Origin of the sequence: Shimwellia blattae DSM 4481 = NBRC 105725 (assembly GCF_000262305.1) — a bacterium.
GTDB lineage: Bacteria > Pseudomonadota > Gammaproteobacteria > Enterobacterales > Enterobacteriaceae > Shimwellia > Shimwellia blattae.
Genome location: NC_017910.1, coordinates 2232029 through 2246537, shown reverse-complemented (window position 1 = coordinate 2246537; position 14509 = coordinate 2232029). Strand labels below are relative to the sequence as shown.

The 14509-nt window shown below is 47.4% G+C and carries 12 protein-coding genes and 1 pseudogene; all 13 read left to right on the top strand.

The window, feature by feature from the left end:
* Position 1: 1 nt before the first annotated feature.
* Positions 2–886 carry a hypothetical protein gene (locus EBL_RS10490; protein ID WP_002443472.1) on the top strand — a complete coding sequence of 295 codons (885 nt, stop codon included), beginning with the start codon at positions 2–4 and terminating at the stop codon, positions 884–886.
* A 13-nt stretch (positions 887–899) separates the two neighbouring features.
* Positions 900–2174 carry a P22 phage gp5 family major capsid protein gene (locus EBL_RS10485; protein ID WP_002443474.1) on the top strand — a complete coding sequence of 425 codons (1275 nt, stop codon included), beginning with the start codon at positions 900–902 and terminating at the stop codon, positions 2172–2174.
* A gap of 40 nt (positions 2175–2214) precedes the next feature.
* A complete protein-coding gene (locus tag EBL_RS10480) occupies positions 2215–2400 on the top strand; it encodes a hypothetical protein (RefSeq protein ID WP_002443475.1) in 186 nt (61 codons plus the stop codon).
* A complete protein-coding gene (locus EBL_RS10475; RefSeq protein WP_002443478.1) occupies positions 2375–2857 on the top strand; it encodes a packaged DNA stabilization gp4 family protein in 483 nt (160 codons plus the stop codon). Before EBL_RS10480 ends, EBL_RS10475 begins: the two co-directional genes overlap by 26 nt.
* Positions 2858–2865: 8 nt before the next feature.
* On the top strand, positions 2866–4284 hold the full coding sequence (locus tag EBL_RS10470) for a packaged DNA stabilization protein gp10 (RefSeq protein ID WP_002443480.1): 1419 nt from the start codon (positions 2866–2868) through the stop codon (positions 4282–4284).
* Position 4285: 1 nt separating this feature from the next.
* A complete protein-coding gene (locus EBL_RS10465) occupies positions 4286–4963 on the top strand; it encodes a coiled-coil domain-containing protein (RefSeq protein WP_002443482.1) in 678 nt (225 codons plus the stop codon).
* Complete coding sequence (locus EBL_RS10460) at positions 4960–5412, top strand: DUF2824 family protein (RefSeq protein WP_002443484.1); 453 nt, start codon at positions 4960–4962, stop codon at positions 5410–5412. Before EBL_RS10465 ends, EBL_RS10460 begins: the two co-directional genes overlap by 4 nt.
* 2 nt (positions 5413–5414) lie before the next feature.
* Positions 5415–6104 carry a hypothetical protein gene (locus EBL_RS10455; protein WP_002443486.1) on the top strand — a complete coding sequence of 230 codons (690 nt, stop codon included), beginning with the start codon at positions 5415–5417 and terminating at the stop codon, positions 6102–6104.
* Between the two features lie 9 nt (positions 6105–6113).
* On the top strand, positions 6114–7448 hold the full coding sequence (locus tag EBL_RS10450) for a DNA transfer protein (protein WP_002443488.1): 1335 nt from the start codon (positions 6114–6116) through the stop codon (positions 7446–7448).
* Entirely contained in the window at positions 7449–9959 is a 2511-nt protein-coding gene (locus EBL_RS10445) for a lytic transglycosylase domain-containing protein (protein ID WP_002443490.1), read from the top strand.
* Positions 9960–10024: 65 nt separating this feature from the next.
* Positions 10025–12556 carry a phage tailspike protein gene (locus EBL_RS19940; RefSeq protein ID WP_002443493.1) on the top strand — a complete coding sequence of 844 codons (2532 nt, stop codon included), beginning with the start codon at positions 10025–10027 and terminating at the stop codon, positions 12554–12556.
* Between the two features lie 109 nt (positions 12557–12665).
* The gene (locus EBL_RS19935) at positions 12666–13724 is read left to right on the top strand and encodes an acyltransferase (protein ID WP_002443495.1); all 1059 of its coding nucleotides are present in this window, start codon (positions 12666–12668) and stop codon (positions 13722–13724) included.
* A gap of 169 nt (positions 13725–13893) precedes the next feature.
* Positions 13894–14406 (top strand): annotated as a pseudogene (locus tag EBL_RS10435) (DUF4113 domain-containing protein); the annotation flags it as partial.
* Positions 14407–14509: the final 103 nt, after the last annotated feature.

The window sequence follows — 14509 nt, the reverse complement described above, 5'->3', positions numbered from 1 at the left end:
AATGGAAAGCGAACTGATCATCGACGGTCAGGTTATTGACCTGTCTGAAAAACAGGAATCAGCCGAAGAAGTGACCACTGAGCAACAAGAGCAGCCTGAGAAGAAAGACCAGGCCGATACTGAGCAAGAGGTTACTGCCGAAAGTGAACAGGCCGAAGAGCAGCAGGATGAATACTCCCTGCGTATCGGTGATGAAGAAATACCGCTTACTGAAGAGGATGACGAACACGTTGATGGTCAACCAGCCCCTCAGTGGGTGAAAGATTTACGCAAGAACAATCGCGAGAAAGATAAAGAATTACGGGAACTGCGTCGCCAACTTGAGGAGATTCAATCCAAGCCGGCAGAGGTGCAGCAACCGCAATCAGACGCATTGCCTCCAAAGCCGACTCTTGAGTCGTGCGACTACGACGAGGCGGCGTTTGAACAGGCGGTGACTGACTGGCATGAGAAAAAGAGCCGTGCCGATCAGCAGAAGCAGCAACAGGAACGTCAGCAGCAGGAGAATATTCAGAAGTTCCAGCAACGCTTACAGAAGCACCAGGAACGAGCAACAAAGCTACCGGTTAAAGACTATCGGGAGACAGAGGAAATCGTTCGTCGTGAGCTTCCAGTGATTCAGCAGGAAATTCTGATTCATGCAGCAGACGAAGGTTCGGAACTGATCGCCTATGCGCTCGGAAAGAACCCACAACTACGCCAGCGTGTAGCCGCTGAGACAGACCCAATTCGCGCAGCATTTCTCTTAGGTCAGATTAGCAAGCAGGTTAGCCTTGCACCGAAACCCAAGAAAGCCATCAAACCAGAGCCGGAAGTTCGCGGTGGCGGCGCTGATGCGAAACAAGACGACTTCAACAAACTCTGCCCCGGCGCAAAAATCGAATAAAGGAAACTGCTAAATGGCTACTAACAATCTCGACAGTAACGTCAGTCAAATCGTTCTGAAAAAATTCCTGCCGGGCTTCATGTCCGACCTGGTTCTCGCTAAAACCGTAGACCGCCAACTGCTGGCAGGTGAAATCAACTCCAGCACCGGTGATAGCGTCAGCTTCAAGCGTCCGCATCAGTTCGCATCAAAGCGAACCGAAACCGGTGACATTTCCGGTCAGGCAAAGAACAACCTGATATCCGGCAAAGCAACCGGGCGTGTAGGTAACTACATCACCGTTGCCGTTGAATATGGTCAACTGGAAGAAGCCATTAAGCTGAACCAGTTGGACGAAATCCTTCAGCCAGTCCGCGAGCGAATTGTCACCGACCTAGAGACTGAGCTTGCTCAGTTCATGATGAGCAATGGTGCATTGTCATTGGGGAGTCCTAACACTCCAATTAACAAATGGTCAGACGTGGCGCAGACCGGTTCATTCATGAAAGACCTCGGCATCAAGACTGGGGAAAACTACGCCGTAATGGACCCGTGGTCAGCTCAGCGCCTTGCTGATGCTCAATCAGGCTTGCACGGAAGCGATCAACTGATTCGCTCAGCATGGGAAGATGCGCAGATTTCAGGAAACTTCGGCGGCATCCGCGCTCTGATGTCTAACGGTCTGGCATCTCGCACTCAAGGCGCATTTGGTGGCACTCTGACAGTGCAGACTGCACCTACAGTAACCTATAACGCAGTGAAAGATACCTATCAGTTCACTGTAACGCTGACTGGCGCAACTGCTTCTGTTACCGGCTTCCTGAAAGCAGGCGATCAGATTAAGTTCACTAACACCTACTGGCTGCAGCAGCAATCTAAGCAGGTTCTGTATAATGGTTCCGCACCGATTAGCTTCACTGCAACGGTTCTGTCTGACGCCAACTCCACCGCAGGTGGCGCAGTTACTGTAACGCTGTCTGGCGTGCCGATTTATGACACCACTAACTCGCAGTACAATGCAGTAAGCCATCAGGTAGATGCAGGAGATGAAGTAACCGTCATCGGTACTGCAGGTCAGACAATGAAGCCGAATCTGTTCTATAACAAGTTCTTCTGCGGCCTGGGCACCATCCCACTTCCCAAACTGAATAGCATCGACTCAGCCGTTGCTACTTACGAAGGTTTCTCTATCCGTGTTCACAAATACTCGGACGGTGACGCCAACGTGCAGAAAATGCGTTTCGACCTGTTGCCAGCCTATGTGTGCTTCAACCCACATATGGGTGGACAGTTCTTCGGTAATCCGTAATCACAAGGGGCTTCGGCCCCTTACTTTTTGAGGAGATAACATGGATCGCATGAGCGTGTTCCTTACCGCAGATAACGAAGCTGGGCATGTACAGGCAGTTATCGCAGAAAAAGACTTCCCGATTTACGAAAAGCTAGGTTTCGTTGCATCAGTAGACGACCTCAAGCCAGCAACCAAGCGCGGACGTAAGGCGGCAGAAAATGGCAACGACTCTGACAAAGGGTGACATCGTACTTTTCGCCCTTAGAAAGCCAGCAATTGCATCAAATGCATCACTTACAGACGTTGAGCCTCAGTCAGTTGAGGACGCCATTCAAGACCTCGAAAATATGATGTACGAGTGGCAGATTAATCCTGGCGATATCGGCTACCTGTTTGCGGCAGATGGCGAAGAACCTTTACCCGATGATGATTCAGGATTGCCTCGGAAATACATGCAGGCTGTCGGTTATCAGCTGATGTTGCGCATCCTTTCAGATTACAACCTTGAACCTTCTTCTGGAGTGCTGATAAATGCACAGCGTTCATACGACGCGCTGCTCACCGATACGCTGATTGTTCCATCAATGCGCCGCCGAGGTGACTTTCCAGTTGGTCAGGGCAATAAGTACGACTTATACACAGCAGATCGCTATTACCTTGGCGACTTACCACCGATAGATGGCGATGTGCCTAATCCATAGGGTGAATAATGCCTATTCAGCAACTCCCATTGATGCGCGGAAACGGCAAAAGCGCGAAAGACGCCGACTATATAGACTTCCTGCCCGTTAATCTTCTGGCTACTCCCAAAGAGATACTCAACAGTAGTGGCTATTTGCGCTCCTTTCCAGGCATAGAGAAGCGTAGCGAGGTTGCTGGTATATCGCGTGGCGTTCAGTTCAACACGTCTCAGAATGCTGTGTATCGAGTATGCGGCGGGAAACTGTATCGCGGCACTACAGAGGTGGCAAATGTCACCGGAAGCGCCAGGACGCCAATGGCGCACAGTCGAACCAGCCAGGCGCTGATCACTGGCGGAAATGTTGTCGAGTATCGTTATGACGGTGGAATTAACACGATTGCGAACTGGGACAGCAGTACCGGATACGCGCAGTATGAGCTTGGCTCAGCCCGGGATGTTGTGCGAGTGCGTGGCCGCTATGCCTGGAGCAAAGAAGGTACAGATTCCTTTTTCATTTCTGACATTGAGGATGAGTCGCATCCAGACAGATACAGTGCTGAATACCGGGCTGAATCACAGCCCGATGGAATTATTGGTATGGGTGTATGGCATGACTACATTGTCACGTTTGGCACATCGACAATTGAGTATTTCACCCTGACCGGTGCAACTACGGCCGGTGCTGCTCTGTATGTCGTCAATCCCAGCTATATGGTCCAGAAAGGAATTGCCGGTACGTTCTGCAAGACGCCATTCATGGATAACTTCGCAATCATCAGTCATCCGGCTACCGGCGCGCCATCGGTCTATATCGTTGCATCCGGCCAGACGTCGCCGATAGCGACTGCGTACATTGAGAAGATTATCAGAGGGTACACAGCAGAGCAGTTAAGCAATGCAGTAATGGAAACACTGCGTTTTGATGCTCATGAATTGCTGATTATCCACTTGACGAATCACGTCCTCGTTTATGACGCAGCAGCGAGCCAGAATGGACCTCAGTGGGCTGTGCTGAAGACAGGCCTGTACGATGATGTTTATCGCGGCATTGATTTTATATACGAAGACAATGCCATTACCTGCGGCGACAAGGGGGAGGCTGTTACAGGCACTCTGCGCACTGATATCAGCAGCCAGTATGATAAACAGCAGGAGTTCCTTTTATTCACGCCGTATTTCAAGGCTGACAATGCCAGATGTTTCGATTTCGAGCTTGAAGCATCGACTGGCGTTGCCCAAATTGCTGACCGGTTATTCATATCCGCTACTGATGACGGTATCAACTACGGCCGGGAGCAGATGATTGACCACAATAAGCCATTCGTATACAGCCGCCGCGTGCTCTGGAGTCGGGTTGGACGCATTCGCAAGAACCTGGCATTCAAGATTCGGGTAATCACTAAATCTCCGGTAACGCTGTCTGGTTGTCAGATTAGGGTTGAATAAAATGGCAGATAACTCACTGAATGAACCTGTAGTGTTACAGGCTGTTGGCGTCATGGCTTCATCGCTGCCAACGGCATTTTCTCCGGCTTACCGGCAATATGTTCTGGAACAGACGAGTGATGCAACGAAGGTAGCTCAGAAGGCAAATGACGCAGGAGGCGGGGCGTATGATGCGCAGGTGAGGAACGACGAGCAGGATATCGAACTTGCAGACCATGCATCGCGCCTGACTGCCGCAGAGGCCGAACTTGGCAATCATGAAACGCGAATCACCAATGCAGAAGAGAATATTTCCGCTCTGGATGGGCGCGTGAAATCTGTTGAAAGTGATGTATCAGCATTGCAGACAGACGTATCAGCATTGCAGAGCGATGTTGCTGCAATTCAGGGTGATTACGTATCGACATCCGATACTGCGGAGCAGTCATTATCTGGCGCTCTTGATGTTGCCGGGTATCTTTCTGTTGATGGCACTAAGGTGGTCGGCCCGCAGCAAACTGGATGGACTGCGGGGGCTGGCACACCAAATCTTGCCGCATTCAACGCTGACCAGACTTTCGCTGTCAGCAATCCACCAACTCAGGCAGAAGTGAAGGCTATTGCTGACGCGCTCACTGCTTCATGTCAGAGGATTCTTGCGCTTGAACAGATGGCGAGAATTCACGGTTTAATCGCATGATTAAATTCACTAAAACGCGGAATATTGACCTGATCGAGGCAGTTGGAAATCATCCTGCAATCATCGCAGGCAGTAATAACGGCGATGGCTACGACTATGACCCATCTTGCTGCTACTTCGAAGTTAGCGTTCATGGTCAATTCGGTGGCATTGTCTATTACCGTGAAATTGAACCTTTAACATTCGAATGCCATGCAATGTACCTGCCTGATGCCCGTGGTTTCAGCAAAGATATTGGCCTGGCATTCTGGAGGCACATTCTGTCCACGACTAACGTGCAATGCGTTACATCGTTTGCGGCGCGCAAATTCAGGCATGGTCAGATTTACTGCGTGATGGTCGGCCTACAGCGCGTGGGAACCATCAGAAAATATTTCAAAGGCGTGGATGACGTAACTTTTTACGCCGCAACCCGTGAAGATTTAGAAGCCTATCTACAGAGGAATTAATCATGTTCTATGCATTTACGCTGGGCAGGAAACTGCGCGGCGAGGAGCCATTATGTCCTGCAAAAGGCGGCGGAAAAGGTGGATCGAACAAAGCAGCTAACGCGGCTGCTGATGCTACGAAATACTCTGCTGATCTTCAGAACGAGCAGTTCAATCGCATTATGGACAACCTGGCTCCGTTTACGCCACTGGCGCAACAGTACATCAGCCAGCTTCAGGGCCTTTCGACACTCGATGGCCAGCAGTCTGCGCTCAATAGCTTCTACAACTCAGGCCAGTACAAAGACCTCGCCAACCAGGCTCGCTACCAGAACCTGAACGCAGCAGAGGCCACTGGCGGACTCGGCTCCACGGCCACCAGTAACCAACTGGCCTCCATTGCTCCAACTCTCGGGCAGAACTGGCTATCAGGCCAAATGCAAAACTATAACAACCTGGCAAATATCGGCCTCGGTGCTTTACAGGGGCAGGCCAATGCCGGTCAGAACTACGCCAACAATATGGGGCAATTGTCGCAGCAAAGTGCCGATCTGGCGGCGGCCAATGCAAATCGGCCATCAGGTTTACAGAGTGCAATTACTGGCGGCCTTGGAGGCGCTCAAGCTGGAATGGCTATCGGTTCAATGTTTGGTGGGCCAGGGTTAGGAACTGCAATTGGTGGCGGACTTGGATTGCTTGGCTCACTGTTTTAAGAGGTAATCATGGCAACGTGGCAGGAAGGTAACGGCGGTAGTTTTCTGTCAGGAATTGGCAGGCAGAATGAAAATGCTCCCAGCGCGAGTGATAACCGTGTCGCACTGGGGTTGATTCGGGATAACAACGAATTTGCCCGAGCAGGCGGTAATAACATCGGGCTACAGGCACTCAACGGTCTGTTAGGTATTGCCGGTATGTATCAGCAGGACCAGCAACAGCAAGCACAGAATGCATTTGATCAGGCTCACGCTAACGCATGGGCTACCGGAGATAACTCCGGGTTAATCCAGTTTGCTCAGGCTAATCCCGCATTCGTTTCAAAAGCACAGAAGGCTGTTTCCGGTCTAAATGAGCAGCAGCGCGCTGACCTGGGGAAACTGGCAATGCAGACCAATACTGCGCTGGCTCAGGGGCCTGAGGCATACAGTAAATTTGTTACCGATAATAGCGACCGGTTAAAGCGTGTTGGTGCTGATCCTGCATGGATGCTACAGACTGGCATCAGCAATCCGGAGCAGTTGTCTCACCTGACTACGACTATGGCTCTTGGTGCCGTTGGTCCTGACAGGATGTTTGACGTACAGGATAAACAGGCTGGCCGTGCTGTGACGATGCGTGGTCAGGACATCGGGCAGCAAACCGCAGCGCAGAATAACGCGGTACAGATGCGTGGTCAGGATATTCAGGCAAATTTAGGTCAACAACGCATAGTTCTGGACAGAGAGACTAACCGTATAAATCTTGAGAACAAACGGTTAGACCGTCAAATGCAGCAGGAAACAAACGATCTGAAACGTTCAGAGATTCAGCAGCGTATTGACGCCAATAATCGCGATTTACAGCAAAAGCAGGACGCGCTAAACACTGGATATCGGGACAGCATCAACACACTTACTACCAGTATGGGTACGCTAAACGACGTACTGAATGGAGATGTCGGAGGTATTACAGGTATCAAAGGAATTGCTCCAAATATTCCTGGTGGTGCTGCTGCAAACACTCAGGCGCGCCTTGATACTTTTAAATCTCAGGCTTATCTGTCAGCAGTACAAGCTATGAAAGGGATGGGGGCGCTTTCTGATGCGGAGGGTAAAAAGCTGGATGCTGCTGTTGGTTCACTGCAGAACTCTCAGAGCGAGGCATCTTTCCGCAGAAACGGCAAAGTCATCATGGATATGTATAACCAGAAGCGTAGTGATGCTGTGAGTAAGTACGTTCAGCAGAACGGTATCAAACGTGTTGAGGCCCCACAACAGTCAATAGACTATCTGAAACAGCATCCTGAATTATCCACTGACTTTATCAACCGTTACGGATATCTCCCTTCCATCGGAGGCTAAATGGCAAATTATAGAGAGCTTCTGGAACAGGCTGGCGCTCGTCACGGTATCCCGGGCGGGTTAATGACAGCTCTATCCTCTAAAGAGTCGAGTCATAACCCGAACGCAGTCAGCAGGGCCGGGGCAACCGGTCTTACGCAAGTAATGCCCGCGACGTATCGTGGAATGGGTTATACCGACGAACAAATGCAAAATCCTGAATATCAGGCTGATGCCGGGGCGCGTTACCTGGCTAAGATGTATCAGCGATTCGGTAACTGGCGGGATGCATTACAGGCTTATCATGACGGCCCGGGGAATATGGAGAAAGCATTGAAAGGACAATATCAGCCCGGCCCAGAAGGGCGACAGTATGTTGACAAGCGCTTTGATGAATGGACGGGTGGGAATCCAACTACTGATGATACCGCGCCGCAGCGAGCTACGTTAGCCCGAGCAAAGGTGCATTTGCAGCAGGACCCTGATAACCCATTCGCTCAGATTGAAGCTCAGTCAACAGGAAATCCAGTTGAGCCGCATATGCAGGATGATCCGAGCAACCCGTTTGCTCAGATTGAAGCGCAGGGAGCATCACCTTCAGAATCCAAGGAACAGCAACAACCACAAGAGTCACCTAGCTTTATGGACAGCGCAGAGCAGGCTGCTCGCGGCCTGGTAAACATTCCATTTGACGTACTTCAGGGCGGCGCAAGCCTGATTAACGCAATCGGCCAGGGGCTTGGTGTCCCTAAGGTGCTGGATGACGTATACCGTCCAGTGGACAGGCCAACAGACCCATATGCTCAGGCAGGGGAGGCTATTGGTGGATATCTTGTCCCTGGTGCTGGAGTAGCCGGTAACATGGCAATCGGATCACTTGCTGATGCAGCCAACCAACAAGGTGATTTTGCACAGAATGCTGCAGTTAATGCGGCGCTTAACCTTGGGGCACAGGGCGTTCTTTCCGGGGTGGGAAAATTGATTAAGCCCCGGGCTACTCAAACTCTGGGATCAGCAGCGGTAAGTTCAGCCGATGATGTATCAAGACTAGCTAAAACTGGAACTGGTAGAGAAGTTATCTCACAGCAAGCCGCTAATGTTTCTGATGATGTAGCAAGGGCGGCTGAGGCTACAGGGGTCGATATTAATGCATTAACCCCTGGAATGAGGTCTGGAAGTCGCGGAGTCGCACAGGCAGAGGGAATTCTGGCATCAAAACCAGGTGTCACACAGGATGCTCACGCCAAAGCATTTAGCGAAATACAGAGTAAGTTCAACTCAGCACTTGACGATTTAGGTGCTGAAGCCGGAAGCGCAGCAGAGAAGAGCGGAGCAATAAAACAGAGGGTTCTGTCTGGAATTGACAGCATGAAGTCTTTGGAGAAGGCTGCATGGGATAATGTGCGCTCTACAATGCCAGAAGCGAAGGCTCGCATGTCAAACACCAATGCCACCATCCAGGGCGATATTGACGCCGGAATGCCGCTAACACCTGAGATGAAGCAATTCGCTGCTGCATACAATAAGGCCGGCAAAGACGGCATCACGTTCGATGCTATGAAAGCATGGCGCGGTAAACTTGCTGACGCGGAGCAAAAATACATCAGATCTGGAGAGGCTAATATGGCTCGCCGTATGGGTGAGTTGCGCGATGCAGCCACTGAAGACATGAGGCTAATGGCGCAGAAGGGCGACTTCATTGATCAGTGGACCAATGCCAATGAATTATCAAAAGCCAGATTTGCGGCGCAAAAGCAGGCAGAGACAGCGCTAGGTAAAGACCTCGCAACGGATTCGCTGGTCACAAACGGCGTGAGAGCATTGCAGAACTCAGCGAAGAGCGGCACTGGAAAATTCAACCAGATGATTGGGTCTCTACCGGAAGCAGAAAGAGCACCGGCGATCGCATCAATTCTTCAGGATGCAATGTCTCAGGGTGTGCGTGGAGGTAAATCTGAGGCAGCCGGAATTTCTCATATAGCATCAATCCTCACCCCGCAGAACGTTGCGGCAATCAGCAAGCATTCTAAAGATCTCGGAAAGCTAGCAGAGGCATATGGAGAACTGGCTCGTTCAGCTACAGAACCCCTAAGATATGTTGAACATACCGGGAGATCAATCCCTGCATTAAACGCTCTTGAGCAAGGTCTCCACCCTGTCATGGAAAGCGCGCTGTCTGGCGCGTTCCGCACTGCCGGTACTATTGGCGGATTCTCAGGTGGAGGGATGGTCGGGGCCATTGCGGGGGGAGCCATTGGCGGCGCAGCGGATGCAGTGGCAAAGGGAGCAATCACTAAATTGTCATCCACCAAAAGTGGTCGTTACGCCATTGAAAAAGCCATTCAGGAAGCGACTAAGGCCACTAGAGCTGGAGCAAGCAAAGAGGCGTTATCCGCAGCCGAACGTCGATTTATTGCTAATAGAGCTGCCGTGAAAGCAATCCGTGACGCGGTTGGTGGCGAAGAATTTAATCGACTCTCGAGAGCAGGTTTTGTGGCCACGATTAGTGGCATGAATAGAACCGAAGAATAATTTAACTAACGTAACGCTGCACATGCTTTGCCTTGTGCGGTTTTGCTGCGCCTGGAGCATAGTAAATGCCAGATATTTCCGCCAATGTTGTCGTAAGCATGCCGAGCCAGCTGTTTACGCTTGCTCGTCAGTTCAAGGCCAATGCCAATGGGAAAATTTATATTGGTCAGATTGATACCGATCCAGTGAACCCAGACAATCAAATTCAGGTGTACATTGAAAACGAAGATGGATCTCTGGTTCCCGTGCCCCAGCCTATTATCATTAATGCTGGAGGATATCCTGTATACAATGGTCAGGTTTCTAAGTTTGTCACCGTGAAGGGGCATAGCATGGCTGTGTATGATGCTTATGGAACACAGCAGTTCTATTACCCTAATATCATTAAGTACGATCCAGACCAGTTTAAGGAACAGCTGTCTTTACCTAGTGGGTCTTCGCTTATTGGGTATAAAACTAGCAATGTTAGCAATTATCTTGATTCATTAACGGATAGCTATGTGCTGGTTACAGATATATGCCAAGATTTAAATGAAGATAATCGTATGGTCATATTCTCACAAAGCACAAAGGTTTTCGTCCCAAAAGAAGTCTCTGTTAGATGCAATCTTTTGCCAACAGATGATATAAGAAAGTTTGTAGGCGATGGTAAGGTGTTAACTAGAGACAAATGGGGAACTGAACATGTATTTGATGTTAATTTAGCAATAAATGGACCTGCGGATACTCCGCGAATGCGAGTGAACTCATCTGCATTTCGCAAGACCGCATGTTCAATTGGTGTAATTGGCGATAGTATTACTGACGGTGTTAACACAATCGGATACACCGCAAACCCATATGATCCATCAACAAATAATTTGAGCAGTACTAACTATAACCACATGATGAACGGTGGTAGTAATAGTTGGTTTAGATGGTTCATAGAAACCATCGGGATGTCATATTTTGGATTTGTTAATAAATTCACGTATCTAAATGGATACAACGCAGCCCACGCAGGAGCAGCATTCGTTGATGGATGGGCGTATAGAAATCTTGATTATGGATTTTTCCAAAACGCCGCATACGGTAAAACTATGCCTGATGTTGTTCTGATATCAATGGGTGAGAACGATGCCATACAAACATTTACTCAAGAGACACTCATTGACTTGTACGACAAATTTATTCGTAAGTGTTGGGGATATGGTTCCACGGTAGCCATTGTTGGGATGCCAATGGCGCATATTGGCCGGTCTGAAGTAGAGCATTCAGTGAAGGCTACGCTACATGATAAATATAATTTAGTAGAGTATTTAGATATTAGCAGTGCTATTGATGATAGCATGAATAACATTGGTGTGGGAGGAAATGGTGGGGATGCAATTAGCATGCGAAACACTGTATGGGACGTTACTCATCCAGCACAGGCCACCCACTATCGGATGGGGGGATATTGTGCCTATATTTTCTCTAAGCAGAGATTTATTGAAGCGATAGAAGATACTAAATTTCTCCCAGTCACTCATGATAAATTTATTGTTGAGACATCTGATGGAGATATTGGTAGTCCTACATCTGCAACAAGCAATCCTGAAAGTATTCCAGGATCAACCGATTCTGATACAAACAACATGACTGCCAAATATGTTTGGTGGCCCTACTCAAGTCTGAATAAAGCCATTTATATTCGCTTTATGATTTGGTCGGATGCTGACCAATCTATTGATTTGAGTACATTCTATGTAACTCCAAGCATCTATCCAACGGGAACCACTAAAAGCATAATCTGCCGCCTTTCTCATCAAATAAGATCGGATGCGGCTACAGATCCATCATGCATAGCATCTATTGGAACAGAAATTGAGCCTGTTGTGGGATCTGCAGGGTATGACTATCGTACTTGTCATATTGCCAGATTAAAGCGTGGGCTTAACATTTTTGAAGTAATACATGCCAATGCTGCTACTTATGTAGCATTGCCAATGTTATATTTCAATTCTGCAAAAGGATTGGGATTTAGCCGTAATATGGCAGGAGTTAGTAATTTTGTATCTGGCAGCATCATGTCATTAGATGGCCAAGCACCAATGATTCAATACCCTGCAGCTTTGACGATAGCAGGGAGATCTTATATGGATGAGGCTCCAGATTATTATCAGTGTGGAAAAGGTTCAGTAGTGCAGACGGCGACTTTTGATTTAGTTAACCCTTTAAGCAATTTTTCCGTTGTCATGAGATATAAGCCTTCACGCTCACAATATTTGATAGTCGATTTTACAGGAAGCGTAGGAGCATATTTAGCAAGAACTCAGATTAATGGAGTTAATGGTCTATCAACCCAGACAACGGCAATAACTGATGCGCAATACAATTATTTAAATGCTGGAGGTAAGTTTTCAGTTATAAGCAAGGTTGACTCAACCACTATAGTTTTCGAGGATATAACGGCAACTCCATCTTACGTGACCATATTAGGAGGGTTGACTGGTGGTGGCATGGCTGTCAGAAGAGTTAATGCGACACTTCCTACTTCATTCAGGTGTGTGGGTGCTGGCATCCATTTCTCAAGTAGCGTAATCGCAAGTGCGAATCTGAATCAGACGCCAGTTTAATGAGTGAGCTACGCGCCGCAGAAATGGCGCGTAGCTACCTAAAACATTAGAAACATCATAAAAAGTGTGATAAAAAACAACTACCCTTACAAAAAACTTACGATGAACCATGTCAGACAACATAAGCAAAACCATACTCGTGAAAAATTCACGCAATGTAAATATTGAGTTACTAAGATGCATAGCGATATTTTGTGTTTTATTTATACATCTTTCATCTCCATTTTTTTATAGCAATGAGTTATTTGAAAATCACTCTAAATATTGGCTTGTAAATAACATATATTACGCATCTTCAAGATTCTCTGTGCCTGTGTTTTTCATGGTTACGGCTCATTTGTGTTTAAACAGCAATGGGTCGTATGACATTACAAAAAGAGTTAAAAAATTATTTATTCCGTTTTTATTCTGGTCTGGCGTGTATTTTTACTATGGTGATTATTCTGGCTCGCATGGTTTATTTGATTATGTAAAAGCTATTATTTTCAATAAAACAAGCACTCATCTTTGGTTCATTCCTGCATTTATCGGGTATGTGATACTTTTGCCTTTAATTAAGACGTACTTTATTAAATCCAATGATTCCGGTAAGCCTATAATAGGAGTGTCCATACTGGTATATGTTACTTTAATTCCATTTTCAGCGACATGCTTAACTGCAATGGGATATGACTCTAGTTTTATTTGGGGTTCCAGGCAGTACAATGTTAGCATTGCTGAATTTATTGTTTTCCCTATCACTTTGTATTTTGCGTCAAAAGTAAGGGAGTTACCAGCATTTTTATACTTCTTGATATTTATAGTAAGCGTGTCTATTGTGGCGTATTTGAATGTATATGCATCCTATAACCAAGAGAAGATAACAGAGTTGTTCTTTAACTATACATCTCCTCTTGTAATAATATCATCTATATGCGTATTTAAATTTTTCATGAAAACAAATATTAAATCAGTTATCTTGTCAGGATTTATAAACGCATTGGGTGGTTTATCTTTTGGGATTTACCTGTCTCATATAATGGTTAGAAATATTTTGCAGCATTACGATTTGATATCATGGTCAAATCCTGCAATATCACCAATAATAAATACAGTTGTTATATTTACTATTTCAGCGGCAATGATTTTTGTCATAAAAAAAATACCTGTAATTAGACGCGTAGCATAATTAATATTAGTATTAAAATTAAATAGGTGGCTTGAATTTAAGTCACCTATAATATTATATTAACCATCTATTCTGCGATTATATTGCAACCCCATATTGATCATTATTTCAAATAAACTACTTTATATATAAACAGTATTTAAATGGCGGTTGTCATGGAGTTCATTAAACCGGCGGCGTGGTGGATCTCTCAAATATCACCAGGCAGCGAAAACTCATGTCACTGTTCCCGATGAGTGAGGTGTGGTGCATTGGTCGATGGATTGCTAAAAAGCTGGAAGCGATGGGGATCAGGACTGTCCTGGAACTGGCCGACACCGATCTCTATGTTATCCGCAAGAACTTCAACGTCGTTCTTGAACGCACCGTGCGCGATATCATCGCCGCAGACACGCATTGCCTCGATGCTATCTGGCATGACGGGCACCGCTACCAAAAATCCGGGGTGATGCTGGGTGATTTTTACAGCCAGGGAGTGGCACAGCTCAACCTGTTCGACGATCTCGCGCCTCGATGCAACAGCGATAAGCTGATGTCCGTGATCGACAAACTTAATACCCGGGAGGGGAAAGGGACAATTTATTTTTCCGGGCAGGGGATTGCACAATCCTGGCAGATGAAACGCGAAATGCTGTCGCCGAGGTGTACGAACAGGTTGTCAGATTTTCTGGTGGTGAAGTGATGTGGCACCCATGGGTCACGGGTGGGGCATAAATAGTCCACGCTTACGTGGTGATATTACCTGCTCGCTAAATTTTCCTACCACTGCATCATCTCGCCTCACT

Bases quoted from the DNA above. Each gene is read 5' to 3' on its own strand.
- EBL_RS19935 (WP_002443495.1), top strand. From the start codon at position 12,666: ATGTCAGACAACATAAGCAAAACCATACTCGTGAAAAATTCACGCAAT.
- EBL_RS10470 (WP_002443480.1), top strand. From the start codon at position 2,866: ATGCCTATTCAGCAACTCCCATTGATGCGCGGAAACGGCAAAAGCGCG.
- EBL_RS10445 (WP_002443490.1), top strand. From the start codon at position 7,449: ATGGCAAATTATAGAGAGCTTCTGGAACAGGCTGGCGCTCGTCACGGT.
- EBL_RS10465 (WP_002443482.1), top strand. From the start codon at position 4,286: ATGGCAGATAACTCACTGAATGAACCTGTAGTGTTACAGGCTGTTGGC.
- EBL_RS10455 (WP_002443486.1), top strand. From the start codon at position 5,415: ATGTTCTATGCATTTACGCTGGGCAGGAAACTGCGCGGCGAGGAGCCA.
- EBL_RS10475 (WP_002443478.1), top strand. From the start codon at position 2,375: ATGGCAACGACTCTGACAAAGGGTGACATCGTACTTTTCGCCCTTAGA.
- EBL_RS10485 (WP_002443474.1), top strand. From the start codon at position 900: ATGGCTACTAACAATCTCGACAGTAACGTCAGTCAAATCGTTCTGAAA.
- EBL_RS10490 (WP_002443472.1), top strand. From the start codon at position 2: ATGGAAAGCGAACTGATCATCGACGGTCAGGTTATTGACCTGTCTGAA.
- EBL_RS10480 (WP_002443475.1), top strand. From the start codon at position 2,215: ATGGATCGCATGAGCGTGTTCCTTACCGCAGATAACGAAGCTGGGCAT.
- EBL_RS10460 (WP_002443484.1), top strand. From the start codon at position 4,960: ATGATTAAATTCACTAAAACGCGGAATATTGACCTGATCGAGGCAGTT.
- EBL_RS19940 (WP_002443493.1), top strand. From the start codon at position 10,025: ATGCCAGATATTTCCGCCAATGTTGTCGTAAGCATGCCGAGCCAGCTG.
- EBL_RS10450 (WP_002443488.1), top strand. From the start codon at position 6,114: ATGGCAACGTGGCAGGAAGGTAACGGCGGTAGTTTTCTGTCAGGAATT.